Below are 26,396 nucleotides of genomic sequence, written 5' to 3' on the forward strand. Positions count from 1 at the left end.
TCACATTCCCGGGAAGAATTGGATGATCAGGTCGATGAGTTTGATGCCGACGAACGGCGCGATGATCCCGCCGAGGCCGTAGATATACAGGTTGCGGCTCAACAGTTTCGAGGCACTGCTGGGCCGGTAACGGACGCCGCGCAGGGACAGCGGGATCAGCGCGATGATCACGAGCGCGTTGAAGATGACCGCCGAGGCGATCGCCGACTGCGGACTGTGCAGGCGCATGACGTTGAGGGCCTCCAGGCCGGGGAACACCGCGACGAACAGCGCCGGGATGATCGCGAAGTACTTGGCGATGTCGTTGGCGATCGAGAAAGTGGTCAGTGCGCCGCGAGTGATGAGCAGCTGTTTGCCGATCTCCACGATCTCGATCAGCTTGGTCGGATCCGAGTCGAGATCGACCATGTTGCCGGCCTCTTTGGCCGCCGAGGTGCCGGTGTTCATCGCGACGCCGACGTCGGCCTGGGCCAGTGCGGGCGCGTCGTTGGTGCCGTCGCCCGTCATCGCGACGAGCCGGCCGCCGGCCTGCTCCTTCTTGATCAACGCCATCTTGTCCTCGGGCGTGGCCTCGGCCAGGAAGTCGTCGACACCGGCCTCGTCCGCAATGGCCTTGGCGGTCAACGGGTTGTCGCCGGTGATCATCACGGTACGGATGCCCATCCGGCGCATCTCGTCGAACCGTTCCCGCATGCCCTGTTTGACCACGTCCTTGAGGTGGATCACGCCCAGCACGCGGGCCCGGCCATCCTGGACCTCACCGACCACCAGGGGAGTGCCGCCCGCGGCGGCGATCCCGTCGACGATCTGCCCGAGTTCGGCCGGCACCTCGCCGCCCGCGGCGCGCACCCATTCCGCGACGGCACTGGCCGCGCCCTTGCGAAGTCGGTGACCGTCGAGGTCGACACCCGACATCCGGGTCGTCGCGCTGAAGGTGACCCACTGTGCGTGGGCCAGCTCACCGGGGCTGCGGCCCCGCAGGCCGTGGCGCTGTTTGGCGAGCACGACGATGGAGCGGCCCTCGGGGGTCTCGTCGGACAGGCTGGACAACTGCGCGGCGTCGGCCAGTTCGTCGGGGGTGACGCCGCTCAGCGGGGTGAACTCGGCGGCCTGCCGGTTGCCCAACGTGATGGTGCCGGTCTTGTCCAGCAGCAGCGTGTTGACATCGCCGGCGGCTTCGACCGCGCGTCCCGACATGGCCAGCACGTTGCGCTGCACCAGGCGGTCCATTCCGGCGATGCCGATGGCCGACAGCAGCGCGCCGATGGTGGTGGGGATCAGGCACACCAGCAGCGCCACCATCACGATGCCGGTGACGCCGTCGGCGGTCAGGGCCGCGCTGTCGGGCACACCGGGGTTGTTCATCTTCGAGTAGATGGCCAGTGGCTGCAGCGTGGCCACGGCGAACACGAAGATGATGGTCAGCGACGCCAGCAGGATGTTCAGCGCGATCTCGTTGGGGGTCTTCTGCCGGTTGGCGCCCTCGACCAGCGCGATCATCCGGTCGATGAAGCTGTCGCCGGGCTTCTGGGTGATGCGCACGACGATGCGGTCCGACAGGACCGTCGTCCCGCCGGTCACGGCGCAGCGGTCGCCACCGGATTCGCGGATGACGGGCGCGGATTCGCCGGTGATGGCCGACTCGTCGACCGAGGCGATGCCCTCGATGACGTCGCCGTCACCGGGGATCACCTGGCCCGCCTCGACCACGACGACGTCGCCTTGGGCCAGTTGGGCGGCTGGGATCTGCTCCTCCCCGGACGCGGTGATGCGCCGGGCGATGGTGTCGGACTTGGCTTTTCGCAGCGTGTCGGCCTGCGCCTTGCCGCGGCCCTCGGCGACGGCCTCGGCCAGGTTGGCGAAGACGACCGTCAGCCACAGCCACGCGACGATCAGCCACGCGAACCACGTCGGGTCGACGACGGCCAGGACGGTGGCCCATACGGCCCCGACCTCGACGACGAACATCACCGGGTTGCGCCACATGGTGCGTGGATCCAGTTTGCGCACCGCGTCGGGCAGCGACTGCAGCAGCATCTTCGGGTCGAGCAGTCCGCCCTGAACGCGGGTGGGCGGTGTCGTCGCCGGGTGCGCCGGCGAGGCGGAATCGAGGGTGGGGGAGGTCATCAGTGAATTCCTTCAGCGAGGGGGCCGAGGGCGAGCATCGGCAGGAAGGTCAGGGCGACCAGGATCAGCGTGACGCCGGCGGTCATGCCGACGAACTGTGGCCGGTGGGTGGGCAGGGTGCCGACGGACTCCGGCGTCTTGGCCTGTGCGGCCAGCGATCCGGCCAGCGCCAGCACCAGGATGATGGGCAGGAACCTGCCGAACACCATGGCCAGGCCGAGGGCCGTGTTGTACCAGTCGGTGTTGACCGTGATGCCCGAGAACGCCGAGCCGTTGTTGTTGGCGGCCGAGGTGAAGGCGTACAGCACCTCCGACAGACCGTGCGGTCCGGTGTTGAGCATCCCGGCGCGTTGTCCGGGCATGGCCATCGCGACGGCGGTGCCGGTCAGCACGATCAGCGGGGTGATCAGGAAATACGTTGCCGCAAGCTTGATCTCGCGGGGCGTGATCTTCTTGCCGAGGTACTCCGGGGTGCGCCCGACCATCAGCCCGGCGATGAACACCGTGATGATCGCCAGGATCAGCATGCCGTACAGGCCCGACCCCACACCGCCGGGTGCGACCTCACCCAGCTGCATGTTGAACATCGTCAGCAGGCCGCCGAGGCTGGTGTAGGAGTCATGGAACGAGTCCACCGCGCCGGTGGAGGTCAGCGTCGTCGTGCTGGCGAACACCGCCGAGTCGGCGACGCCGAAACGCTGTTCGACACCTTCCATCGCGGCGCCGACCGCGGTGGGCACGGTGCCGTGGTGCTGCAGTTGGACCAGCATCATCAGGCTGGTGCTCAGCGTCGCGATGGTGGCCATCACCGCGACGATCGCGTAGCCCTGCCTGGTGCTGCCGACCATCCGGCCGAAGGTGCGGGGCAGCGAGAAGGCGATGACCGTCAACAGGAAGATCTCCACCCAGTTGGTCCACGTGGTGGGGTTCTCGAACGGGTGCGCGGAGTTGACGTTGAAGAAGCCGCCGCCGTTGGTGCCGAGCTCCTTGATGACCTCCTGGCTGGCGACGGGACCCCCCGGGATGACCTGCTGGCCGCCGGTGACGGTCTGCGCGACGGTGGTGTGCAGGTCGAAGTTCTGGATCGCGCCGCCGGCCACCAGGACCACCGCGCCGATGATCGCGATCGGCAGCAGGATGCGCAGGGTGCCGCGGACCAGGTCGACCCAGAAGTTGCCGAGTTCACCGGTGCTGCGCCGGGCCAGACCACGGACGAACGCCATCGCGACGGCCATGCCGACCGCGGCGGAGACGAAGTTCTGCACCGCCAGGCCGGCCATCTGGACCAGGTGGCCCTGGGTGGACTCCCCGGAGTAGGCCTGCCAGTTGGTGTTGGTGACGAAGCTGATCGCGGTGTTCCACGCCAGGGCCGGGGTCATCGGGGTGGCGGGGTCGTTCAGGTGCAGCGGCAGGCGGCCCTGGATGAGTTGCAGCGTGAACAGCAGCAGGACGCTGACAGCGGAGAACGCCAGCACGCTGCGGGCGTAGGAACCCCAGGTCTGCTCGGCGTCGGGGTCCGCGCCGACGGCGCGGTAGAGCAGCCGCTCACCGCGCGAGTGCTTTTCGGATGAGTAGACGCGGAACATGTAGTCGCCCAAGGGAACGTGGACAGCCGCCAGGGCGGCGATGAGCAGGACGAGGAAACAGATCCCCGCGGTGGTCGTCGACACGTCAGAACCTCTCTGGGAACAGCAGCGCGGCGAACATGAACAGCGCGATGAGGACGGCCAGGATCAGGCCGACGGTGTTCTGCAGGCTCACCGGTCCTCGACCCACCTCTGCACCATGGCCAGGACGGCGAAGATCGCCACCGTCAGCACGACGAAGACCAATACCGACATGTCGGCTCCATTTCTTGACAGTGCCCTTCTGCGTGGGGCATCACATGAGGAAAACTAGGCTCGAAAAATGGCCCTGACCGCGGCCTTGACGGTTTCTTTACGGCGCTGCGCCAGACCTTTACGGGTTCACTCGCCGTGCAGGAGGGCGTCGAAGCTGCGGCGCTTCTTCTGCCATGCCACGTCACGCGCCAGCAGGTCCTCGACGGTCTCGCGGCGGATGATCTCGGTGGCGTCGCCGTGGTGGACGCCGATCAACGGTGGGCGGCCCACCATGTTGTAGTTGGACGCCATGGCGTGGTGGTAGGCGCCGGTGCAGGCGACCGCCAGCAGGTCCCCGGGGTGGGTGTCGGCGGGCAGTTCGACGTCTCGGGCGATCTCGTCGCCGGACTCGCAGTGCCGGCCGGCGACCGTCACCCGCATGGTGGCGCCGATGGGGTGCCGATTGGCCAGGGCCACGGTGTATTTCGCGCCGTAGAGCTGCGTGCGGGGATGGTCGCTCATACCGCCGTCGACGGCGACGAACGTGCGCCCGCCCGGTTGGGTCTTGACGGCGACGACGCGGTAGAGCGTGACCCCGGCGTGTCCGCTGATGGCCCGGCCGGGTTCGATCACGATGCGCGGCTTGGGGAATCGTTCGCTGATGCAGGCCTGCTCCAGTGCGTCGTCGACGGTGGCCGACAGTTCGGCCAGGTGCAGCGTCGGGTCGCCGCTGCGGTAGGCGATGGCGTGGCCACCGCCGAGGTTGAGTTCGTTGAGCGTGATGCCGTACCGGGACCGGACGTCGGCCATGAACGCGATGAGGCGACCGACGGCTTCGCGGTAGAGGTCCGGGTCGGCGATCTGCGAGCCCAGGTGGCAGTGCACGCCGGCGAGGATCAGCTGGGGTTGTTTGATGATGCGGGCCACGGCCTGCTCGGCGTGGCCGTCCGCCAGGGCGAAGCCGAACTTCTGGTCGGTGACGCCGGTGGTGACCGAGGCGTGGCCGTGGATGTCGATGTCGGGTGTGACGCGGATGAGCACCGGTTGCGGGCGCGGCGTCTCACACGCCAGGAACGCGATCTCGATGGGGGAGTCGATCACGATGCGGCCGACGTGTGCTGCCGTGGCCTGGCGCAGCAGGCTGGGCGGTTTGGCGTTGCCGTGCAGCACGATTCGGGCCGGATCGAAGCCGCCATGTAGGGCCGCGGCGAGTTCCCCTTCCGAGCACACGTCGATGCCGACCTGCTCCTCGGCGGCCCACGATGCGATCGTCGGGGTCAGCAGTGACTTCCCGGCGTAGACGATCGCGGCGTTGGGAACCAGGGCACGGTAGTCGCGGATGCGGCGGCGGAAGTCCTTCTCGTCCAGCACATATGCCGGGGTGCCGTACTGATTCGCGAGGTTGGTGAGCGCGACACCGCCGACCGTCAGGCGGCCCAGGTCGTCTGTCTGAGTGGTCAGCGGCCAGACGGTGGGGTCGATGCGGGTGGTGGCCGCGTGCTGCAGGGACGGGAGGAAGTCGAGAAGTGTCATGACGTCACCGTGCGCTTGTGGCGGGCCCGTGGGGCTGGCGTTGACGGTTTCTTGACCTGGTCCGCGGCTATCTTGACGCTCTGTGGTCGATCGCGTCATAGACGCTCCACCAGATCAATTCGTGTTCGGTGGGGGTGATGTCACCGGCGCGCAGGTGACCGTCGGCCTGCAGCAACGTGGACGCCAGAGTTTCGATTCTGCGGCAGGCCCGCGCGGCCGCCGGGTCGTAGGCGGTGGCCAACATCAGCCCGCCGGCGGTGCGCACCTGGATTCTGGCGTGGCCCGCGCGGGAGAACGCCACCGCGCCCGCGACCAGCGCCAGCCCGGCGGCGACGACCACGCCCGTCAGGGTCCCCAGGGTGCGGGTCAGCGGCGCGGCCATGATGAGCCCGAACATGAGGCCCCACAGCGGCCAACCGCGCCAGATCCGGACTCGGCGGCGTTCTGCCGCTGTGATCCCCGGCGGGTAGACGACCAGCAGGTAGCGCGTGCCGAACCGGTCGGGGCGGATCTGCAGCGTGCCCCACGGGTCGCGACTGTCGATGAGCAGATCCCAGGCCCGGCCCAGGAGTCCGACATGGGGATCGGGCTCGCCGGGCCGGGTGGTGCTGGAGTTGAGCGCACTCACATATCGACGCTAGGCCCGTTCTGGGGTGAGCGGGGGTGACCGAGGAGGACCTTGACGGTTTCTTGACGGGGGCGGGGCTGGTCTTGACGGCGCGGCGTTCTCGGGCGGGCCCGGGTAATGGTCACGAGGCCGAGGTCGCTTGGCTTCATCCGCTGGAAGGCGACACGGATCGGGTCACGTGCGCAGAAAGACCATTTTGACCGTCATTTTCGAATTTCTTGCTAACTTGACCTCTCTGGAGGACGTCACTCAGATCTCGTAACCGGCATGGCTCGCTGGGGGACACGGCTAGAACCTCCCGATTCCGTGTCGTAAGAGAGGGTCCCGTGGCGGGTAGGCATCGCAAGAGCGGCAGGCACCAGAATCGACATCATGGGACCGCTCCTCGCGTTCTCCCCGTGTCGGACTGGTTGCGAGCAGGCGCGGTCACCGTCGGGTTGGGTGCAGCGATGATCGCCTGCGCCGGTATGGCGCAGGCCGAATCGACGTCGGATTCCGCGGCGACATCACAATCGGCCAAGGGCGAGACCGCCGCGTCCGCTGACGGCGATCGGTCGGCGCGGAACGACGGGACGGCGAAGAAGCGACCCGCCAGGGGACGCACTCACTCCGAGGAGACTGCCGCCGAAGCCGAGAACACCGACGAGAAGCGGCGCGGGCCTGGTTTCCGTTCGAAGGACGACGATTCGAAGCAGTTGAAGCGACGGGGACGCGCGTCTCGACCCGAGTCCTCTCGAATGTCGAATGAGGACTTCGGTTCCACAACCTCTCACGGCGCCGCGACGACCGCCAAAGGCGTTACCGCACACGAGCGCTCGGGATCACCGACGCCGGAATCGCCGAGTGCCGTGCAGGCAGCCTCTCAGTCGCGGCAGGTCGAGGGCAGTGCGCGCGTCGCCGCCGACTCGGAAGCCGGCACGACACTGGCGGACCTTGCCTCCCGCGCAGCCCTGGACACCAGAATCCCGGCGGCGTTCCGTAGTACGGCGCCCGCCGCGGCGCCCCTGCCGCCCGACCCGGCTGCCGCGATCCGGACCATGCTTGAAGTGTTCATCAGCAACGGCACCGCTGATCGTCCCAACGCGGGTCTGCTGATCGGCACCGGTTTCAGCTACACCGCAGACACGTGCCCGCAGAGCACGGTGTGCACCGGCGGCCGGGGCGGTCTGCTATTGGGCAACGGCGGCAGTGGATTTCGCGGTGGCAACGGCGGCAACGCCGGGTTGCTCGGTCACGGTGGCGCAGGCGGGGCGGGCGAGATCGGTGTCAACAACGGCGCGGGCGGCCGTGGCGGCAACGGCGGCCTGCTGTTCGGCGACGGTGGCGCGGGCGGCGCCGGCGCGGCCGGTGTCGCCGGTGTGAACGGCGGAAATGGTGGCGCCGGCGGTGCGGGCGGCCACGCCGGACTGATGTCGATATTCAGTGACGGCGGCAAGGGCGGTGCCGGCGGCGCAGGCGCCAACGGTGCGGACGGTATAGACGGTGTTACAGCGGGTGCGTCGGGCACCGACGGTGTCGCCGGCGGGGACGGCGGCGCAGGCGGAGCCGGTGGGCACAGCGGCCTGCTGTTCGGAAATGCCGGTGCCGGCGGCGACGGCGGTGCGGCCGGCATCGGCGGTAGGGGCGGCAACGGAGTTCACGGCGCAGACGCCACGATCACTGGCGGTGCGGGCGGCCGAGGCGGCGATGGCGCCAGCGGCGGAGCGGGCGGTGTGGGCGGGGCCGGTGGCAGTGCGGGGGCGCGCGGGTTGTTCGCGTCGGTGGGCGCCAACGGTGACGGCGGTGCCGGCGGCCGGGGTGGCGATGCGGGCATTCCGGGCGACGGCGGCGACGGCAAGGCCGGTGGCGCACTGATCGTCAACGGCGGTGCGGGCGGCAGCGGTGGCAATCCCGGCACGGCGGGCGCCGGCGGGTTGGGCGGTGCCGCAGGCACTCGCAGGTTCGGCGGCGGCACGGTGGGTGCGCGCGGCGATGCCGGCGAAGCGGTGGTCGGTCCAGTCGGCAACGGCGGCGACGGCGGATCGGGCTTCCGCTCCACCGTCGCGGGCGTCAACGGCGGTGACGGTGGTGCGGGCGGCGACGGCGGCGCGATCGGCAACGGCGGTGCGGGCGGTGCCGGCGGCGCGGGCGTCGCCGGCGTCGAGGGTGTCGACGGGGCCGTCGCGGGTGCTGCGGGCACCAGCGGCACCGCGGGCAGCAGCGGCGGTGCGGGCGGTGACGGCGGTCGAGGCGGCTCGGTCTCCGGTGACGGCGGGGCCGGCGGCAAGGGCGGAGCAGGCGCCGATGGTGGCCGCGGCGGTGACGGGATCACCGGCGCCCTCGGGGTGGCCGGGGTCGACGGCGGCATCGGCGGCAACGGCGGTCGGGGCGGTGATGGCGGCTCCGGCGGGGCCGGCGGCGACGGTGGTAACGGAGGTACGGCCGCGCACGGCCTGGCGGGAGCCAACGGCGACGGCGGGTCCGGGGGTCGAGGCGGTGCTGCGGGCACCCCCGGCGACGGTGGGGCAGGGGCAGCCGGTGACACCGGCCGACCCAACGGCGGAAGAGGCGGCGACGGCGCCGATCCCGGCGCGGCAGGCGCCGGCGGAGCGGGCGGGGCAGCGGGCACCGGTGGAGCGTCCGGCACCGGGCAGGCCGGTGCTGACGGCAGCGACGGAGCGATGGTGGTCGGCGCGGCCGGCAGCGGCGGGGCCGGCGGGACCGGATACAGCCCCACCACCACCGGGGCCAGCGGCGGTGACGGCGGTGCGGGCGGTAACGGCGGCGCGATCGGCAACGGCGGCGCGGGCGGCGCCGGCGGCGCGGGCGTCGCGGGAACCAACGGATCCAACGCCGCGGGCGTCGTCCCCGCGGGGAACGGCACTGCCGGCGGGCACGGCGGCGACGGTGGCGCGGGCGGTTTGGGCGGCTCGATCTCCGGTGACGGCGGCGTTGGCGGGAGCGGCGGGACCGGTGGCGCCGGCGGGCACGGTGGTGCCGGAGCAGACGGCGTCAACGGCGCAAACGGTTCCATCGACGTCATCACCTTCGTCGTTCTTCCTCCCGGCGCAGGCGGGAACGGCACTAACGGCGGCAACGGGGCCGACGGCGGCATGGGCGGCCGGGGTGGCGCCGGTGGCGGCACGGCAACCGGCGGGTCGGGCGAGGCGGGCCGCAACGGTGACGGCGGCGCGGGTGGGGCCGGCGGCAACGCCGGCACGCCGGGCAACGGCGGCAGAGGGGGCAACGCGCTCGTCGGTGACGGTGCCGACGGCGGCGACGGCGGCGACCCGGGCACGCGCGGAGAAGGCGGCGCTGGCGGAGCGGCGGGCGCGGGTGGCTATGCCGGCAGCGGCAGTGCCGGCGTCAGGGGCGCGGACGGTCTCCAGGTGACGAGCGGCGGCAACGGCGGCGACGGCGGCGACGGCTCGATGGGCAGTGGCGGGCACGGCGGCAACGGCGGCGACGGCGGGTCGGTCGGCAACGGCGGCAACGGCGGCGACGGCGGCCGCGGCGTGGCTGGCACTGTCGGCGGTCAGGGTGCCGTTGGGGGCGGACCCGACGGGGCCGGCGCCGGCGGCGGCGACGGTACGGCCGGCGGGGTCGGCGGGAATGGCGGAGCGGGCGGCACGGGTGGCTCGATCTCGGGCGACGGGGGTAACGGCGGTCGCGGCGGGGCAGGTGGCCCGGCTGGCAACGGCGGCAACGGCGGCAACGGCAGGTCGGGCGAGGGCTTGTTCGGCGCCGGAAACACGGGCATGCCCGGCGGCGCCGGCGGTGACGGCGCTGTCGGTGGAGGCGGCGGTAGCGGCGGTGCCGGTGGTGCGGCGCTGGGGTCGGGCAACGGCGGTGTCGGCGGCGCAGGCGGCGCAGGTGCTGTCGGCGGAAGCGGCGGCCTGGGCGGCAGCGGCGGTCAGGGTTGGCAAACCCCCGAGGGCCAGGTTTCCGGTGGTGCCGGCGGTCGCGGTGGTGTCGCGGGAGCGGGTGGCGACGGCGGCGCCGGGGGAGCCGGTGGCGTGGCCCACGGATCGGGGAACGCCGGGGCAGGCGGGGAAGGCGGCGACGCCGGCGCAGGCGGCGTCGGCGGTAACGGCGGACTCGCCGGCGAAGGCGGCAGGCCCGAAGGTCGAGCCCTCGGTGGCCACGCCGGGGCTGGCGGCGACGCGGGTACCGCCGGGGACGGCGGTGCCGGTGGCGCGGCACTGGGCGGCGGCGACGGCGGCACGGGCGGGTCCGGCGGTGACGGCGGCCGAGGCGGCAACGGTGGTGTCGGTGGGCAAGGAGGCACCGTCGTGGCCGAGATCGGGGGTCTGGGCGGCGACGCCGGCGACGGTAGCGACGGAGGAGCGGGCGGTGCCGGCGGCAGCGCGGTGGCAGACGGCGCCGCAGGCGATGGCGGCACGGGTGGCACGGGCGGCGCCGGCGGGACCGGCGGCACCGGTGGCCGCGGCGGTGACGACTACATCAGCGTCGTCGACGGTGGCCTCGGCAATACCGGGGGCGAGGGCGGCTGGGGCGGCAACGGTGGTCATGGTGGTCGCGGCGGCAACGCCGAGGCCGGACCCGGTGGCGACGGCGGCGACGCCGGCGGCGCCGGTGCGGGCGGCGACGGCGGCGATGGCGGTGCCGGCGGCAATGGCAATGACGCTGACGGCGGTGCCGGTGGAAGGGGCGGCGACGGCGGTTACGGCGGCAACGGCGGCAGCGGTGGCGACGGTGGTACGTCGCTGTTCGGTGCCGGCGGCAGCGGCGGCAACGGCACCGCGGGTGGCGCGGCCGGGAGCGACGGCGCCGGCGGCGTGGGCGGTGCGGCCGGCGGGGTTCATGACGACGTCGGGCCGACCGGCGCTCCCGGTGCGGACGGTCAGTCGGGTTATCGGGGCGCGAACGGTACGCCCGGCTGACCGGGAAGGTGAACTCCGCGCAACGCACAGGCATACCTCAACGGGCTGACCGCCGCTCTTCAGCGCGGTGAGTATGTAGATCCTCGGAAGAGTTCGGAGACGTTTGGGTCGGTGGCCGCAGTGGTTCGCAACCAGCCAGCACCGAAAGCCGAAAACCGTTGCCGGGTGGAGCTCTTCGCTCGACACTGTGTTGCTGCCGAAGTGGGAGAGTGTTCAGCCTGAAATCGACTGACTACGAGTCTTGTTCGAGACAGCTGGGGCGCTCTCTGTCGATCGCCGACTCCACGATGCCCTTACCGGTGAAAGCTGTTGCGGACGAGCGCACCCGCCTGAGACACACCACGGCGGCACTGGCAATCAGTGCAGGCGCTACCGTCAAGGGCGCAGAGACTGCTTGGGCGTGCAACCGCCGCGATGACGCCGACCGCTACGGCCATCTTCTCAACGACGATTTGAGTGGTGTCGTCGATGCTCTGGGCAAGGCCATCGATAACACTGCGGTATTCAGGACGTCAGAAGAAGGCTGAACGGGCTGAACTATGCTCTGGCCTGCAACGCCCCCATAGCCCAATTGGCAGAGGCAGCGGACTTAAAATCCGCCAAGTGTCGGTTCGAGTCCGACTGGGGGCACGGAGAAAGGTCCAGTTCAGAGATGGTCTAGGCTCAGAAGCACTGATTTGTGTAGTGACCCCAGTCCGCACACAGTCCGCAGGATTCTTTTACACTGCGGACTATGGCGACCGTGAAGCGCAATGTTCGAGCTGGTGTTGAGGACCGCTGGCATCGGCCACCCCGCCGTGGTGAAGAGGTCAACTGGCCCGCCGATCAAATGCCTGGTCCGGTCTGGTGTACAGATCCAAAGCACGGCAGGTCGTCGGGCACGATGGTCTGCACGGTGCGTCATGGCCAGGGCAAGCGGTGGCTCGCCCGGTGGGTTGACCACGACGGCCAGGAACGAACCAAAGCGTTCGACAAGCGAGCGGACGCGCAGCGGCACATCGACGGCACCACGACCGCGCTCAACACCGGCACGTACGCCGATCCGCAGCGCTCTGCGATCACGTTCAAAGCTGTGGCAGAAGCGTGGCTTAGCGCTAAGGCGGCTAACCGGGCACCTAAGACGGTTGCGGGTTACCGAGGATTGCTCGACGTCGTGGTCCTGCCCAAATGGGGCAACGAGCGCCTTCGCGACATTGACCATGAGCGGCTCCAAGCCTGGGTCAACTGGCTATCGACCGACCCCGCTGCTCGGAAAGCTAAGCGTGACAGTGCTCCTAAGGGTGATGGCGGGCAGGTGGGATTATCCGCTGCGCGGGTGATTCAAGCGTATCAAGTTGTGCGACAGGTACTCTCGTACGCGGTGCGTGCCAAGTATCTCGCCGTGAATCCGGCTGACAACATCGAATTGCCGCGTAAGCCCCAAGGTAAAGACTTAGCGCTTAGCCATGACCAAGTCAGACAGCTTTCCGACGCTAGCGGCGATCTGGGAACGATGGTGCGGTTCTTGGCTTACGCGGGCTTGCGATTCGGCGAGTGCATCGCGCTAAGAGTCGAGGACGTGGATATCGAGCGCCGCCGGATTATGGTGTCTAAGTCGATCACTCACGTTCAACGCTTGGGCCATGTCGAGGGGGACACTAAGACTCACCAACGGCGCGCCGTCCCAATCCTCACGACGGCACTTGCTGACGAACTCGCCGTCATCGTCGCAGGCCGCGATCCGTCTGAGTACCTTTTCTCGGGGCCTGGTGGAGGTGCTATGACGCTGGGCCGGTTCCGGTGGAAGTTTGATAAGGCCGTTGCCCATCTTGGGTTGGAGGGCGTTACACCGCACACGCTGCGGCACACTGCCGGATCGCTGGCACTGGCGGCGGGGGCGTCCGTGGTGACGGTGCAGAAGCTCCTCGGGCACCGGAACGCTACAACCACCATGGACGTCTACAGCCACATGCTGCCGGATGACTTCGGCGACCTCGCGGCTGCGATGGAAAAGGCCACCGCCTCCGAGTCGTAGGACTGTCCGAGTTTTCGGACACCACATCCGCAGGTAGCCGCCCAATTCCTCTATGAGTGTGTCCGACTTCTCGGACAAAATCCGGGTTTTCGCGAATTTCCGCCTACGGTTTTGGTCATGCATGAACAGCAACAACTGATGACTCTGACCGATCTGTGTAAAGAACTGGGAATCTCCGAATCAACCGCGTACTACTGGCGGCAGGTCGGTAAGGGGCCAAAGGGGGCCAGGATCGGAAAAGCTCTGCGCTACAGGCGCTCCGATGTGGAAGCGTGGCTTGATGAACAGTTCGCGGCTTAGGGCTCGGTTATGAGTAGGGAAAATCCGTTCTCCATGCATCGACAATCTTTCTGGGAAGAGGTCGCGGCCGACGCGAGCCTGCCGTTGTGGCAGCGCGTCGCCGCGCTGGCATTCGCATGTCATCGCCGCAATGGGCACGCGAATTTTGTTGCTAAGAATCGTGAATTGGCTTATCTCTTAGGTAAGCCGGGCGACGACTGGACTTACGTGCCCGCAGACAGAATTAGCCGTGCCATTGCTCGCGCTAAAGATGCCGGGTGGATAGCGGTTGAATCGAACTCGCGGTGTCTCGTTGTGCCTGCGCACGCAATCGAGGGGGGATTGGGCAGCGTGTACGAGAAGTGCGCAGTGCATATGGGGCGGCGGACAGGTTCGTCGAACTTAGTACGTGTGGCATAAACAGAGCCGGGTCTCATGTCGCGCGCTTTGGCATTGAATGCCAAAGTCATTGGCACCGAGAGCCAACCCTTAGGCCCTCGAACCGCGGCGTTGGTTACGCGCTCTATGACTATCTACCGCTCCGATTTATTGAGAGAGAAGGGACGCTGGCTGTATGAGGCCGGACGAGTGGGTGCCAATGGGGGCACCCCCCAGGGGGCTGGGTACCGCCACCGCGTTCGTCGGGTGCTGTCCTCAGCTCAGTACGGTCCCAAGAACCGTTCGCCGTTGAAGTGGATCAGGTGGGTGGCATCGTCGGCGCACCACACGTCGGTCTCCCAAGCGATCTGTGTCAGATACTTGCGCATCTCGGCACGGTCGGGGAACGCCGACACGTACACCAGACCCGCAGTGCAGCCCTCGAATAGCTTCGCGAGTTCTCGATGCCGCTTCGCGTCCACTGGTCCATGAGTGCTTGCCGCCTCGATCAGCACCAGCCAGTTTTTGTCCGCCATGTACACCACAAGATCGGGCATCTTCCCGTGCTGATCAACCTCGACACCGAGCGCGGCGAGCTGATTCTCGTCGAACACCGCCCATTTGTCGCTCGCGTCTCCGATGTACAGCACCGCCGCGCCAGGGGTGAACATGGCACAGAACTCGTCCACGATCTGTTTGATGAGCACGTTCTGGCCGCCGGGCGACAGTTGCACCGTGTCTCCGTCGGGCAGGAACACCGGAACGCGGTTCATCTCCCGAGCTGCCGCGTAAGCTTCGCGCAACCCGGGCAGGTCCTCGAGGTAACCCTTCACCGCCGACTCAAAGCCAGGCGTGCCGAACAGTCGGATCACTTCCAGCGCCTCGGCGGTGATCTGATAGTTCCATTTTGGTGAGTTCACCGGGCGGTCGGGCTGGTCAGGGTTCTGAACCACAAGCTGCGCATCGGCGAACTGGTGCAGAGTGAACCGGCGCACCGTCTCGCGGGTGTTCGGCTTATAGTCCACGCCGTACTGATCTCTGATCCAGTCCATGATGGCGCGGGTGCCCAGCATCGGGTTCGACGCCGAGGACCACGGGTCATCGGGTGCCAGGGACAGCAACGACAATAAGGTCATGGCGCTGCGCTCGTTGGAACGTTCGTCATCCATCCCGAATGCCGCTAACAGTTCCCGTGCCTCGGTAACCTTGTCCGCAGGTGTGACCATCAGGCAGCGCTCCCCGTTACGTCCAGCACGCTAGTGATGCGCGCGTCGATGTTCTCTTGGTCGGGCAGTGTAGTCGGGGCGTCACGTCCTACCTCCCGCAACGCGTCGGCGGTCGGGAACCGCAGGGTGCGTAGGTCGGTGGCGTTGACTTGGGTGTGCCCCGAGAAGGTACGGAAGAACTGGTCAACCAATGTCGAGTTCAGCCACCAGCACAGCCCGTGAGCCAGGTCTCGATCCAGCCCACCGCCCTTGTGATGGAACACGTTGAGGTGGTTCTCGAACGCCACCGCGCCGGGGATACGTTCGGGTGACCACACTGCGGCGACGATGCGCCGCCGCTCCTCTTTGGACGAGAACCGCTTGACCACGCAGTACCAACCTTCGGGCACCAGCATCGCGGTGTCCTTGTCGCTGTGCGGTTGGAACCACTGCGGCTTGCGGATCTCGCGCGGGTGCTCGATGACCCCGCCACGCAAGTTGCCTGGGTACACCAGAGGCAACGCGCCGTCGGTAGGTTCCGTAAGCAAGCATGCACGGGACCGGAAGTCCACCACCTTGCCCGTGCTGGCGGTGACCCGCATGTCAGCCAGCGTGGCAGGTAGCGACATCATCCGTTCAGCCACAGCGGTGTCCTCAGCGTTGACTGTCAGCCGAATGAACCGTTGGGGATCAGTCGGGTGCACCACGTCGGTGTACGGCACACTCCGCACCGTCACCTCGTCGGTGTGCCCCACAGACACCGACAGCACCACCTCGTCGCGGTTCCCGTCGCGGGTGCCTGAGAAGATCACGTTCTCTTGCAGCACGCCTGTGTCGGCGAACACCGTATTACGGGACTCGAAGACGTGAATGCGGTCCAATGCGACGCGGTCCAGCAGGAACGAACGGAACAGCCCGAAGTAGGGACCATTGCAAAAGCTGCGGGGCGTGATCGCAACCAACTGCCCGCCAGGCTTGAGCGCGGCGGCACCTAACGCTAAGAACGCGGCGTACAGATTAGGTGCGTCGGCACCCACCTCGCGCACCGCTTCGCGCTGTGCTGAGGAGGCGGCCAGCTTCGCGTACGGCGGGTTCTGGATCACGATGTCGAAGTCGCGCAGCCGTGCATCCGGCACCAACCCCGTCGATTCGGTGATGAAGTCCCCCACCACGATCTCGTAGGTGATTTTGCCGTTGCCCGCTGAGGTGCACACGTCCAGGGTCTTGCTGAGGTAGGGGAGCACACCCTCGTCGGCTTCGGCAGTCACGATGTGTACGGAGAGGTCTGGGCGCTCGATCAGCACGCGCGCCACCAGGGCCGCCGACAGGGAACCCGACCCCGCGCCAGGGTCCAGCACGCGGATGATGCCGGTTTCAGGTAGTCGTGGCATTGATGCGATCAGCACCGCCGCACGGGATGGTGTGAAGAACTGCCCCAGCTTGTCCTGGGTCTTCGGGTCCAGCGCCGCGAGCGCGTCCACACGGTGCTGTTCTGCCATTTCGAGAAGGTCGGCTGCCACCCCGCTGACGTTAGTGCAGGTGTATGACACATTGGGAACACGGCTCGCCTCCGGTGCCAACTTCTCCCGGGTGATGCAACCGTCGAAGATGTGATGCGCGCTCCGTAGCAACCGCGCTGCGCTGCCATGCTGTGTGGTTGGGTCTCGCAGGCAGGTGCCAGTCCGCACGCAGTCCGCACGGCACCCATTAGTGACATCGAGCACTCGCAAGTATTCACGGAAGAAACCTCCTGTGCTGCAAGAGGTTAGAACGAACAACCCGCATTTTCCGTAGGAACCCGCGACGGACCCTCACCAGCGGGAACGCGGACTGGACGATCTTAAAATCCGCCAAGTGTCGGTTCGAGTCCGACTGGGGGCACTGGAAATGACCTGTTAGAAGCGTTCCGCGGCGAATGGCTGGGCTGACAACTGGCGCACTCGGGCGTCGCCTTAGGGTTCGATCCCTGTCATCGGCTCCACGGAACCGCATTTCATCCCGTTGAGAGTCAACGTCACCGTGACCCACGAAACGCCCCGAGCGATCCGTCCGCCGGCTCTGCCGCTCAGAACTGCGCGTTTGGGCTCCGGCCTGGTCACGTCCGCGTATGGTCAGCTCGACCCCGATCCAGGCATCGGGCGTCTGCAACTGCGAGTCCGCACAACACCCACCTGCTCGACAAACCGGCGAAGAATCAGAATGAGAGGGCGCGTGTCCATCCAGAACCGTCGACGGCGAGCGACGTGCGTGACCACAGTCAGCATCGTCAGCGCGCTCACACTCGTAGCCTGTGGCTCCGCCTCAGCCGAACCGGCCGAGCCGAGCGGGGATTCGCTGCGCATCGTGTTGGGCGCGCAGCCACACGCGTCGCAGATCCCGCTGGTCTACGGCGTAGACCGCTACGGCGGCGATTTCGGGCTGGCGCTCAGCGTCGACTCGAACGTCATGAAATTCGATGACCACACCAATGCGGTGCAGACCCTGCTCGGCGGCGAGGCTCAGGTCATGGCGACGTCGTTCTCCGCGATCTTGGACGCACGTGAGCGGGGAGAGGACGTCAAGGTGTTCTGCCCATACGTCAGCATGGACGACTTCGTCCTGGCCGGCGCCAACGGTGTGAACAACGCCAGTCAGCTGTTCGAACCGTCGACCCGGGTGGGTATCGACAGCCCGGGTGGCGCTGGGGCCATCGTGCTCAACGCGCTGCTGAGCGGGATCGGCGAACACCGCGACATCCACGAGATTCCGAACCAGCAGATCATCGAAAGCTCAAGCGCCCGAACGGTTGCGTGGGCCTCCGGTGAGCTCGATGCGACGGTGATTCACGAACCGCAGTACGACGGCGCGCAGGCATCGGTGGACCGACCGGTGCTGATCGCCACCCTCTATGAGAATGCCCCCGGATTCATCAAGGTAGCCCAGGCCGCCCGTACGGATTGGCTCGCACAGAACGGCGAACTCGCCGCCAGGTACTGCGCCACCACGTTGCGCGCGATGAAGACACTGAAAAGCGACTTCGCCCTCTATCAAAGCGCGGTCGACGAATACGTCGAAACACCCCCTTCCGAAGAATCACTCAGAGAGTTGTTCGCACTCATCCAGCGATATCCGTTCTGGACGGACGACGGCGGACTCTCCGACAACGACGTGAAGTTCATGATCGACATCGCCAACGAGTCGGGCGTCCTCACCCAACCGATGAATGCTGCCGACGTCGTCGACCGACAGACGCTGAGTCGAGCCGTCGAGCTCGCGAACATGCCAACGGGGAGTCAGTGACGCGGACCGTCCGATTCCCAAGCTGAGCCTTGTGCGACGTGGTCGTCAGGGTCCACCGAACCGCCGCTGCTCAGTCCTCCGGGTCGAACCGGAACACCGCGAGTCTGCCTGCCAGCGCAGCGAACTCGTCCGACGTGCCGTCCTGCACCTTACCGGAACGCTTCGCAAAGCCCACGCTTCTCCGGTTCCTGTCGCGGGGCACGCTGGTCAGCGCACCGGTCGGACAGCCGGTGGTGTTCGCGTTCCTCCGCCGCCGACTGGTTGGCGTGCTGACACTCACGGCGCGCGACAACGTCATTCACATAGTCGAGGCGACGGTGGACGCGGCTGCGACCAGTGGTCGGTGAATTCGCGTCCGACGTGGAGCACTAGCGTCGCTCATTCGGACTTATAGTCCAAGAATGCGAGTGCCTCTGCATGTGGCGCATTTCAACAGGCGAGTCACCAATCCGTTGGGGCGCTCGCTCACACCATGGCTTCCGGGACTGGCGGCGCTCGAGCCAGTCGGGCGTAAGTCGGGCAACCGATTTCGAACGCCGCTGCTGGTGTTCAAGACGCGAGACGGCTTCGCGATTCTGATCGGATAAAGACTGGCGATGGTCTCCGCCGAGAGGTCTCACTGGCCGGCATGCTCACGCCCGACGCATTCAACAGCTACCTCAAGCGGGCCGCCGGGGAGACATTCCTGGTGACTCCTCAGGCGCTCCCGTAGCCGCGTCAGGGCAGCCGAGCTACCAGACCCGCACCCAGTCCACGAGCATGTCAGCCGGATAGGTGCCGCCGCTGGGGTCCTCTCCGCCGGAGCCCGCGACCGCGAGGTTGAGCACCACGAACATCGTGTAGCCCGGCTGGTTGAACGGCCAGTCCGGCAGCTGGCTCGCGGCCACCTGGAAGTAGGGTTGCGCGCCCTCGGTGTAGTCCCGCCAGAAGCGGGCGCCGTCGGCATCCCACTGGGTGCGCCACGTGTGCCAGGCGTTGTCCACGGCGATGTTGTGCGTCTCCCACTCGCCGCCGTTGGACTTGGCATGCACCGTGGTGGCCGAGGGCCATTTGCCGTTGCCGTACCACTCGACGATGTCGAGCTCACCCTCGCCGAGGCTGCCCAGCCAGAACGCCGGCCAGGCGCCCGCCGTCAAGCAGTTGAACTTGATCCGGGCTTCCCAGGTGTGTCCGGCGCCGCCCTCCCACACGCTGGCCAGCTTGGCGGCGTAGTAGGTGTCGCCCTCCTTGGTGGCGCGGATGACCAGGTTCGACCCGCCGTCGACGAAGACGTTCCTGCGGTCGTCGCGGTACTGGCCGATGCGGCCGGGCTGCTCCCAGTACGTCGGGTCCTTGATGGTCTCGCGGGCCTTAGCGATGGTCCACTTCGACGAGCTCGGCGCCGAGCCCGCGGGCCCGTCGAACTCGTCGACGAACAGGTAGTTCATCGCCGCCTGCGGCGCCTCCGGCGCCGGAACGGGCGGGGTCTGGGGCTTGATCGGGACGGCGTGCGCTTGCGTGGCAGGCAGTGCCGCCGCCATCACGCCCAGACCCGACAACATCAGCATGCTTCGACGGTCCAACTCGGCCATGCCAGACCACACTAGCCCTGACTGCCCGGGTTGGGCTCCGCCCTGCACCGCGGGGATCCGGATCACTCATCTTGAGTAGTCCTGATCGGATTCGACCTGCTCGGATCCGGCCCGGACCGCCCCTGACGATGTGACCGGCACACGTTGCTCACAGCACGGTGAACACTCGAAGCGCCGCGGGATGCGTCGTGCTGACGTGGACTTCTGTCGGATCGACGCGCAGTGTGGCACCCTCGGACCAGGGGGCGAATTCACACATGGGCACGAAACGATCGACGGCACGGAGCGCACCGGACGAGTTCGCTCCCGAGGAAGTCGCCCTGCGTCCCCGTGAGGTGGAGTTCCGCTGGGACGAGTGCCCGCTGCACTGGATCCCCGGCGACCCGTACGGCTCGCACGCGGTCACCGCGCTGAACCTGATCGTTCCCGCCGCGGAGCGGTGGTTCAGCAAGGTGCTCGTCGATGCAATGGAGTACGTCCGCGACGACGCCGTCCGCGCAGAGATCATCGGTTTCATCGGCCAGGAGGCGGTGCACGCCAGCACCCATGAGCGGGTGCTCGTCGACTACCTCAAGCAACGTGGGATCGATCCCGGGCCCTTCGTCCGCCAGGTCGACTGGATCGTGTCGCTCTACGATCAACGCGTCGCGGCCGCCGGACCGAACAAGCGGCGCAAGGCGATCGCATCGGCCACCCATATACTCTGTGGCGCAGAGCATTTCACCTGCATCCTGGGTCACTGGGCATTGAACAACACCTGGGACAACCTGGATGTGGACCCGGTGATGGCCGACTTCTACCGGTGGCACGGGGCCGAAGAGGTCGAACACCGGCACGTCTCCTACAACGTCGCGAAGTACTTCGCCATGGACTATGTCGCGCAGGCGCTGTCGGGGGCGCTGGTCACCGCCGGCGCTTTCGCGATGGTGTTCCGCGGCACGAAGTACCTTGTCCGGCAGGACCCGGCGCTGCCGAACCTCGGATATGTGCGGCTGCTGTGGAAGCTGCGCGCCTCGGCCCGGCGCGGAAGTGTTCCGCCCCTCGGCTACCTGCTCACATCCGCAGCGCGGATGCTGCGCCGCGACTACGAACCGGTGAACGAGGCCAGCACCGCGCAGGCGATCGCCTATCTCGCGACCTCGCCGGCGGCGCGCGCCCATGGCTGAGCGTCGCCGACTGTCGCGACTGCTCAAACCCTATTCCGGTACGCCGCCACCCGCCCTCGACGGCTCGTCGCGCCCAGATCTGCTGACCCGAATCGCCGGGGCGGCGGTCCCGCACTTCGTGTCGGTGGTCATGGCACTCGGAGGCGACGGTGAACTGCCGGCCCTCCCGCAGGTGCGAAACCGCAGGCCGGTGCGGATCGCGGAGCGGCGCATCGTGGCGCGCGACGACACCGTCGCCCAGCTGACCCTGGTGGACCCGGACGGTGCGGGCTTACCCCGGTGGCACGCCGGAGCCCACATCGACATTCACCTGCCGTCCGGACGGATTCGTCAGTACTCGCTGTGCGGGGATCCGGCGCGGCAGCACGAATACCGGATCGCAGTGCGACGCATCCCCCGGGGCGGCGGCGGATCGATCGAGATGCACGAGTTGGTTGTCGGGGACACGGTGGAGATCAGCACGCCCCGCAACGGGTTCCTGATGCCCGCCCCCGGATCGGGCTCCAAGGCCGATCGGTTGCGGTTCGTGGCCGGAGGCATCGGCATCACGCCCATCCTGCCGATGGTCCGGCGCGCCGACAGGCTCGGGGTGCCGTGGTCGCTGCACTACCTCGGCAGGCACCTGGCCAGCCTGCCGTTCCTCGACGAGGTCCTCGCGTTCGGATCGAAGGTGCGGGTGCGCACCGACGACGAGCACGGGCTGCCCACGGCCGCAGAACTTCTCGACGGGGTGGACGCCCGCTCAGCGGTGTACGTCTGCGGCCCAACACCGTTGATCGAACTCGTCCGCCGCGGTGTGCCCGCCGAGGCCGAGTTGCACATCGAACGGTTCTCGCCGCTGCCGGTGGTCGACGGCGATCCCTTCGAGCTGGAACTGGCCCGAACCGGCGTGATCGTCCAGGTCGCCGCGGACCAGAGTGCGCTCGCCGCCCTGCGCGAGGCGCGGGCCAACATCGCATACTCCTGTCAACAGGGGTTCTGCGGCACCTGCGTACAGCGGGTGCTCGACGGCCGCGTCGAGCACCGCGACCACACCCTCACCGACCGGCAACGCGACGCCGGCCAGATGCTGGTGTGCGTCTCCCGCGCCGCCACCCTGGGCGGTCGGCTGACCCTGGACATCTGACCGTCCACGGCCGAGGAGTCGGTTCCGGCGACCACCTCTCAGGTCACGACACCTGGTCGCTCAGCGACGTCGGCGCGACGGGGAAATCGAAGTACGTGTCCGGAAACGCCTCGGGCTTGAAGGTGAAGTGCCACCACTCCAATTCGTAGTTCTGCAGGCCCTGCCGTTCGAGGCCCTCCTTGAGCAGCAGCCGATTCTTCAGCTGCTCGCCCTGCACCCGGGGGTCCAGGGTGTGCGAGAGGGTGTCGAAACAGTCGTAGCCGGTGCCCATGTCGATGCTGTTGTCGGGGAAGCGTTCGGGCTGCGGTGCCGCACAGTCCACCAGCGGTAGGCCAGGGGTGTAGGGCGCGGTGGGCGCCGCCGGCAGGCGGACCAGGGTGAGGTCCACAGTGCTGCCTCGGCTGTGCCCGGACTTGTCGGCAATGTAGCCGTCGTCGAACAACCGCGCCTTGTCCACTCGCGGATAGAACTCTGCTTTCATCCGCTGGTCGGCCAGATCAGCTGCCCAGTTGACGAATTCGTTCACGGCGCGCTGCGGGCGATAACAGTCGTAGATCTTCAAGGAGTAGCCCTGTGCCAGGAACTCCTGCTGCGCGCGGTGCAGGGCGTCGGCCGCCGGACGGGTCAGAAGGCACATCGGTGCCTCGTACCCGTCGACCGGGTCACCGGTGAAGTTGTGTGGTGTGGCGTAGCGGATGTCCATCAGGATCGTGGAATCGACATCGCTGAGCGAGACGAACTCCGGTGGTGCGGTCGGGTCCGGCTGCGCCGCGGCGCCCGGCCCAGTCGCAACGGTGGCCATGCACACAGCCGCGGCCACAGCGGCCACCTTCAGGAGGAATCGCATTCGTCTATTTCAACACCGACCCGTAGAAGGCGCGTGGTGGCGTGCCGCGCGCCGCGATTGTGGTGCCAGCGGCCTCCTGTCCGCCGATCGGTGGACAACGAGTTCATCCCGCCGATCCACCGGCCGACTGACAGACGTCCGCCTCGGCACGGGGCATTCTTATCTCATCGCCGGAACACACCGGCCGCAGAATTGAAAAGCTCAGCAACAGAGGAGAACTCATCATGAACGCCATCACCCGCCGCATCGCCGCCTCCACCGCCCTGCTGGCCGCCCCGGTCCTGATCGGGCTGGGCGTCGCCTCCGGCGCCAGTGCCGACACCGGTTCAGCGACCAGCACCTCGATCAGCGCCTCGGCGCAGCACCACCAGACCGCCACCAAGGCCACCCCGTGGCAGGGCCACTCGCACCAGCAGTGGCGCCACCACGGTCAGCGCCGCGTCGCCCACCAGAACGTCTTCGTCAGCTGACATCACCGGGGGCGTGGACACCGGGTGCCTCCGTGGCCGGGTGCTCGACCCGTCCGTCGCCGAACTTGGCGAACCGAGGAGTGTCGAGGTCGTACACGGGGGCGTTGTCCGGCCACGGCCACCCGCCGAACTGATCGCGGCGGTAATCGGAGAACGCCTGCCGGATCTCGGCTTCGGTGTTCATCACGAAGGGGCCATGAGCCACCACCGGCTCGTTGATCGGCACCCCCTGCAGCACCAGCACGGTGGCCGGGGCCTGCGCCGTGGACAGCGTCAGGCGACCCCGGGCGGTCTGGGCGAATCCCTGGCCGTCACGCACCGACGAACCGTCGATGGAGACGGACGCCGCAGCGTCACCGTGGACGTACAGCAGGCGCTCGGTGGCGTCGGAGTTCGTGTCCGGGAGCTCGATCGACGCGCCGGCGGCGAGGTCGATCAACCAGATCGCGACATCGGAATCACGATCCGCGGCCCACGAGGCGTTCGGGGGAGCCAACGGTGCGGTGCCGTCGAAGTCGCCGGCGATGACGGTGACTTTCGCGCCCCCGGAGACGACGACGGGGATCTCCTCATGCCACTGCATGGTGAACTCGGGGGCCGCGTCCTTGTTGCGCGCGGGCAGGTTCAGCCACAGCTGGTAGAGCTCGAACGGGTTCTCCGCGTCCTGATGGAGCAGGGGGAACATCTCGGAGTGGATCACGCCGCGGCCGGCGGTCACCCACTGGACATCGCCGTCGCCGTAACGCGCGCCGGCGCCCGTTGAGTCGGCGTGGTCGACGACACCGTGACGGACGATCGTCACGGTCTCGAACCCGCGGTGCGGGTGCGCGGGGAAGCCGGGCACCTGATCGCCGTGATACATGCTCCACCCGGAGGGGTGGTTGAAGTCATTGCCCAGCGGTCGCCCGCTGAGACCGGTTGCGGGACCGCCCTGCGCGTTGCCGCGGGGGTACTTGTCGACGTGCCTGCTGGCGAACAGGAACGGTCCTACGCCACGCCAGGGCTTGCCCAGCTCAACGATCGTTCCTCGGGTTGACTGCGTGGTGGTGCTGCTCGTCGTCATAATGCTCCCTTCCCTAATTCATGCAGAGTTATGCATATAACGGCGGATGTCGGAGGCGTATTCCCGAGGCCGTGACATGCGTGAATGCCGATATCGGCTGTGCGCCAAGCGATATTCACCAGTCAGGCCAAGCGAGTTGAGGTGCGCGTGTCGCCGGCGGGCTCCGGTCTGGTCGGCGCAGGCGTCCAACCGAATCCCGGCACCGCACAGACCATTGCGTGCGCGCGGACACGAAAGCACCTACGCCCGAACGTCACCAAACCAGCGTCCTCACGTCCGAATGGCGCTGCCGAACCTGTCCCGATACACCTTGGGCGGGACGCCGAGGTGTTCGACGAATGCCCGCCGAAGGGTTTCGGTGCTGCCGAATCCCGCCAGATGCGCGGTGTCGCTGACGGTGCGGCCGGCGTCCAGGGCGGCACGGGCGACGTCGATGCGGACCATCTCGACGTAGTCCGCCGGTGTCATGCCGAACTCGGCCCTGAACAGCCGGGTCAGCTGACGCGTACTCAGGGAGGCTCTCGCGGCAAGGCTTCGCACACTGTGGTTTCCACCGGGATCGGCGGCGATCGCCTCGGTGACCACCCGCAGCGCGGACTGCGGTGGCGGGTTGGCCTCGACCAGCGCGGAGAACTGTGACTGACCGCCGGCGCGTTTGAGATAGACCACCAGCCAGCGGGCGACATCGCGCACCAGGTCGGGGCCGTGATCCTCTTCGACCAACGCGAGCGCCAAGTCGATGCCCGACGAGATTCCGGCGGAGGTGAAGACGTGCCCGTCACGGACGAAGATCGCGTCGGGTTCGACGGTGACGTCGGGGAAGGCCCGGGCCAGCGAGCGGGTGCTGCGCCAATGCGTAGTCGCGCGCCGGCCGCTGAGCAGGCCGGCCTGCGCCAGGATGAACGACCCGGTGCAGATGGACCCCAGCCGCCGGGTGCGCCCGGCCAAGGACTTCACGGCCTCGACCAGGGCCGGATCGATCGCCCGGGCGGGAATGGCGTCGCTGCCGGCGACCAGCACCGTGTCGGCGGACTCGATGGACCCGATGCTGTCGGTGACCCCCAACCGCATCCCGACGGAGGTCGTCACGTCGCGCCCGTCCACCGACGCGACCTTGATCCGGTAGTCGGCGCCGAACCGGTTGGCCTCTGCGAACACCTCGCCCGCACCGGCGACATCCAGCAGCGTCACGTCATCGAAGACGACGAGCACCACCACCCGCGAGCGTCCCCCCGCTGTCACAGCGCCATTGTGTCGCATTCTGTGGGTCACACGGCGCAATAGCCGTAGGTGAACCAACCCCCACCTGCGTTGACTCGAACGTACGAGTCCACTTCACGGAGGTTGATCATGAGCACCGAATCCATCCACTCGATCGCCGGGATCACGATCCCCGACAGCGCCCTGGTGCGTGAGGCGACCGACTTCATCCGCGACGCCGAGAACGATCTGCTGTTCGACCATTCCCGCCGGGTGTACCTGTTCGGTGCGCTGCGTGGTCAGCGCCTGGGCCTGCAGCCCGATCTTGAACTGCTCTATGTCGCCGCGATGTTCCACGATCTGGGCCTGACCGAGCGCTACCGCACCTCGCAGCTGCGCTTCGAAGTCGACGGCGCCAACGCGGCACGCGACTTCCTGCTGCAGCACGGCGTCGACGCCGCCGATGCGCGCAAGGTGTGGCTGGGCATCGCACTGCACACCACCCCGGGTGTCCCGCAGCTCCTGGAGCCGGAGATCGCGCTGGTCATCGCCGGTGTCGAGACCGACGTGCTCGGCGCAGGTCGTGACGAGCTCGCACCGGAGGCCATCGCCGCGGTGACCGCCGCCCACCCCCGGCCCGACTTCAAGAACCGCATCCTGGCGGCATTCAACGACGGTATGAAACACCGGCCCGACACCACCTTCGGGACGATGAACGACGACGTGCTGGCGCACTTCGACCCCACCTTCGAACGGCAGGACTTCGTCGACCTCATCGTCACCAACAGCTGGCCCGAATAGGAGTAC

General features: G+C 67.8%; 20 protein-coding genes, 1 tRNA gene and 1 pseudogene. 11 read left to right on the forward strand and 11 right to left on the reverse strand.

Annotation, left to right across the window (positions count from 1 at the left end):
- The 5 genes from kdpB to A5727_RS08485 form a co-directional block, all read right to left on the reverse strand.
- Window positions 1-2,127, reverse strand: coding sequence for a potassium-transporting ATPase subunit KdpB (kdpB, locus tag A5727_RS08465; RefSeq protein ID WP_068247560.1), 2,127 nt, complete (start codon window positions 2,125-2,127; stop codon window positions 1-3).
- The gene (gene kdpA / locus A5727_RS08470; RefSeq protein WP_068247564.1) at window positions 2,127-3,797 is read right to left on the reverse strand and encodes a potassium-transporting ATPase subunit KdpA; all 1,671 of its coding nucleotides are present in this window, start codon (window positions 3,795-3,797) and stop codon (window positions 2,127-2,129) included. The genes kdpB and kdpA overlap by 1 nt, the downstream gene beginning before the upstream one ends.
- A gap of 1 nt (window position 3,798) precedes the next feature.
- The gene (locus tag A5727_RS28075; RefSeq protein ID WP_231991994.1) at window positions 3,799-3,903 is read right to left on the reverse strand and encodes a potassium-transporting ATPase subunit F; all 105 of its coding nucleotides are present in this window, start codon (window positions 3,901-3,903) and stop codon (window positions 3,799-3,801) included.
- 191 nt (window positions 3,904-4,094) lie between these two features.
- Window positions 4,095-5,480 (reverse strand): diaminopimelate decarboxylase, encoded by a 1,386-nt coding sequence (lysA, locus tag A5727_RS08480; protein WP_068247567.1) that lies wholly within the window; start codon window positions 5,478-5,480, stop codon window positions 4,095-4,097.
- 67 nt (window positions 5,481-5,547) lie between these two features.
- A complete protein-coding gene (locus tag A5727_RS08485; protein WP_082949673.1) occupies window positions 5,548-6,108 on the reverse strand; it encodes a DUF6611 family protein in 561 nt (186 codons plus the stop codon).
- Between the two features lie 398 nt (window positions 6,109-6,506).
- Between A5727_RS08485 and A5727_RS28360 the strand changes: the two genes are divergently transcribed.
- The 5 genes from A5727_RS28360 to A5727_RS26855 all read left to right on the forward strand — a co-directional run bounded on the left by A5727_RS28360 (window position 6,507) and on the right by A5727_RS26855 (window position 13,305).
- Window positions 6,507-10,991 (forward strand): hypothetical protein, encoded by a 4,485-nt coding sequence (locus A5727_RS28360; protein ID WP_068247570.1) that lies wholly within the window; start codon window positions 6,507-6,509, stop codon window positions 10,989-10,991.
- A gap of 209 nt (window positions 10,992-11,200) precedes the next feature.
- Window positions 11,201-11,518 (forward strand): hypothetical protein, encoded by a 318-nt coding sequence (locus A5727_RS28520; protein ID WP_502687665.1) that lies wholly within the window; start codon window positions 11,201-11,203, stop codon window positions 11,516-11,518.
- Between the two features lie 29 nt (window positions 11,519-11,547).
- Window positions 11,548-11,621: transfer RNA gene (locus A5727_RS08495), tRNA-Leu, on the forward strand.
- Between the two features lie 103 nt (window positions 11,622-11,724).
- The gene (locus A5727_RS08500; protein WP_068247573.1) at window positions 11,725-13,005 is read left to right on the forward strand and encodes a tyrosine-type recombinase/integrase; all 1,281 of its coding nucleotides are present in this window, start codon (window positions 11,725-11,727) and stop codon (window positions 13,003-13,005) included.
- Window positions 13,006-13,122: 117 nt separating this feature from the next.
- Window positions 13,123-13,305 (forward strand): helix-turn-helix transcriptional regulator, encoded by a 183-nt coding sequence (locus tag A5727_RS26855; protein ID WP_082949694.1) that lies wholly within the window; start codon window positions 13,123-13,125, stop codon window positions 13,303-13,305.
- Window positions 13,306-13,943: 638 nt separating this feature from the next.
- Here the strand turns inward: A5727_RS26855 and A5727_RS08505 are convergent.
- Together A5727_RS08505 and A5727_RS08510 are read right to left on the reverse strand one after the other, a co-directional pair.
- Window positions 13,944-14,888 carry a BsuBI/PstI family type II restriction endonuclease gene (locus A5727_RS08505; protein WP_068247576.1) on the reverse strand — a complete coding sequence of 315 codons (945 nt, stop codon included), beginning with the start codon at window positions 14,886-14,888 and terminating at the stop codon, window positions 13,944-13,946.
- On the reverse strand, window positions 14,888-16,387 hold the full coding sequence (locus A5727_RS08510) for an Eco57I restriction-modification methylase domain-containing protein (protein ID WP_082949674.1): 1,500 nt from the start codon (window positions 16,385-16,387) through the stop codon (window positions 14,888-14,890). The genes A5727_RS08505 and A5727_RS08510 overlap by 1 nt, the downstream gene beginning before the upstream one ends.
- A 559-nt stretch (window positions 16,388-16,946) precedes the next feature.
- Between A5727_RS08510 and A5727_RS28085 the strand changes: the two genes are divergently transcribed.
- Together A5727_RS28085 and A5727_RS28090 are read left to right on the forward strand one after the other, a co-directional pair.
- Entirely contained in the window at window positions 16,947-18,146 is a 1,200-nt protein-coding gene (locus tag A5727_RS28085) for an ABC transporter substrate-binding protein (RefSeq protein WP_231991995.1), read from the forward strand.
- A 401-nt stretch (window positions 18,147-18,547) separates the two neighbouring features.
- Window positions 18,548-18,730 (forward strand): annotated as a pseudogene (locus A5727_RS28090) (nitroreductase family deazaflavin-dependent oxidoreductase); the annotation flags it as partial.
- A 147-nt stretch (window positions 18,731-18,877) separates the two neighbouring features.
- Here A5727_RS28090 and A5727_RS08535 read toward each other — a convergent pair.
- Window positions 18,878-19,717 carry a glycoside hydrolase family 16 protein gene (locus A5727_RS08535; RefSeq protein WP_068247582.1) on the reverse strand — a complete coding sequence of 280 codons (840 nt, stop codon included), beginning with the start codon at window positions 19,715-19,717 and terminating at the stop codon, window positions 18,878-18,880.
- Between the two features lie 257 nt (window positions 19,718-19,974).
- Here A5727_RS08535 and A5727_RS08540 point away from each other — a divergent pair, with 257 nt between their 5' ends.
- Both A5727_RS08540 and A5727_RS08545 read left to right on the forward strand, forming a co-directional pair.
- Window positions 19,975-20,883: a metal-dependent hydrolase gene (locus A5727_RS08540; RefSeq protein WP_068247585.1), complete on the forward strand. Its 909-nt coding sequence runs from the start codon at window positions 19,975-19,977 to the stop codon at window positions 20,881-20,883.
- Window positions 20,876-22,009 carry a PDR/VanB family oxidoreductase gene (locus A5727_RS08545; protein WP_502687666.1) on the forward strand — a complete coding sequence of 378 codons (1,134 nt, stop codon included), beginning with the start codon at window positions 20,876-20,878 and terminating at the stop codon, window positions 22,007-22,009. Before A5727_RS08540 ends, A5727_RS08545 begins: the two co-directional genes overlap by 8 nt.
- Before the next feature lie 43 nt (window positions 22,010-22,052).
- On the opposite strand, the gene A5727_RS08550 is transcribed toward A5727_RS08545, so the two are convergent.
- Window positions 22,053-22,856 carry a M15 family metallopeptidase gene (locus A5727_RS08550; protein WP_082949676.1) on the reverse strand — a complete coding sequence of 268 codons (804 nt, stop codon included), beginning with the start codon at window positions 22,854-22,856 and terminating at the stop codon, window positions 22,053-22,055.
- Window positions 22,857-23,080: 224 nt separating this feature from the next.
- Between A5727_RS08550 and A5727_RS08555 the strand changes: the two genes are divergently transcribed.
- Window positions 23,081-23,326 (forward strand): hypothetical protein, encoded by a 246-nt coding sequence (locus tag A5727_RS08555; protein WP_068247588.1) that lies wholly within the window; start codon window positions 23,081-23,083, stop codon window positions 23,324-23,326.
- Here the strand turns inward: A5727_RS08555 and A5727_RS08560 are convergent.
- Window positions 23,319-24,389 (reverse strand): pirin family protein, encoded by a 1,071-nt coding sequence (locus tag A5727_RS08560; RefSeq protein WP_068247593.1) that lies wholly within the window; start codon window positions 24,387-24,389, stop codon window positions 23,319-23,321. The genes A5727_RS08555 and A5727_RS08560 overlap by 8 nt on opposite strands.
- A 270-nt stretch (window positions 24,390-24,659) precedes the next feature.
- Window positions 24,660-25,649, reverse strand: coding sequence for a GlxA family transcriptional regulator (locus A5727_RS08565; protein WP_197507618.1), 990 nt, complete (start codon window positions 25,647-25,649; stop codon window positions 24,660-24,662).
- 90 nt (window positions 25,650-25,739) lie between these two features.
- On the opposite strand from A5727_RS08565, the gene A5727_RS08570 reads away from it, so the two are divergent.
- On the forward strand, window positions 25,740-26,390 hold the full coding sequence (locus A5727_RS08570) for an HD domain-containing protein (RefSeq protein WP_068247597.1): 651 nt from the start codon (window positions 25,740-25,742) through the stop codon (window positions 26,388-26,390).
- Window positions 26,391-26,396: the final 6 nt, after the last annotated feature.

It is taken from the genome of Mycobacterium sp. ACS4331, assembly GCF_001667265.1.
GTDB lineage: Bacteria > Actinomycetota > Actinomycetes > Mycobacteriales > Mycobacteriaceae > Mycobacterium.

Excerpts from the sequence above, each read along its gene's own strand:
- A5727_RS08565 (WP_197507618.1), bottom strand. The coding sequence starts at position 25,649 with ATGCGACACAATGGCGCTGTGACAGCGGGGGGACGCTCGCGGGTGGTG.
- A5727_RS08505 (WP_068247576.1), bottom strand. The coding sequence starts at position 14,888 with ATGGTCACACCTGCGGACAAGGTTACCGAGGCACGGGAACTGTTAGCG.
- A5727_RS08540 (WP_068247585.1), top strand. The coding sequence starts at position 19,975 with ATGGGCACGAAACGATCGACGGCACGGAGCGCACCGGACGAGTTCGCT.
- A5727_RS08555 (WP_068247588.1), top strand. The coding sequence starts at position 23,081 with ATGAACGCCATCACCCGCCGCATCGCCGCCTCCACCGCCCTGCTGGCC.
- A5727_RS08535 (WP_068247582.1), bottom strand. The coding sequence starts at position 19,717 with ATGGCCGAGTTGGACCGTCGAAGCATGCTGATGTTGTCGGGTCTGGGC.
- A5727_RS08500 (WP_068247573.1), top strand. The coding sequence starts at position 11,725 with ATGGCGACCGTGAAGCGCAATGTTCGAGCTGGTGTTGAGGACCGCTGG.
- A5727_RS08570 (WP_068247597.1), top strand. The coding sequence starts at position 25,740 with ATGAGCACCGAATCCATCCACTCGATCGCCGGGATCACGATCCCCGAC.
- A5727_RS08550 (WP_082949676.1), bottom strand. The coding sequence starts at position 22,856 with ATGCGATTCCTCCTGAAGGTGGCCGCTGTGGCCGCGGCTGTGTGCATG.
- A5727_RS26855 (WP_082949694.1), top strand. The coding sequence starts at position 13,123 with ATGCATGAACAGCAACAACTGATGACTCTGACCGATCTGTGTAAAGAA.
- kdpB (WP_068247560.1), bottom strand. The coding sequence starts at position 2,127 with ATGACCTCCCCCACCCTCGATTCCGCCTCGCCGGCGCACCCGGCGACG.
- lysA (WP_068247567.1), bottom strand. The coding sequence starts at position 5,480 with ATGACACTTCTCGACTTCCTCCCGTCCCTGCAGCACGCGGCCACCACC.
- A5727_RS08560 (WP_068247593.1), bottom strand. The coding sequence starts at position 24,389 with ATGACGACGAGCAGCACCACCACGCAGTCAACCCGAGGAACGATCGTT.
- A5727_RS08545 (WP_502687666.1), top strand. The coding sequence starts at position 20,876 with ATGGCTGAGCGTCGCCGACTGTCGCGACTGCTCAAACCCTATTCCGGT.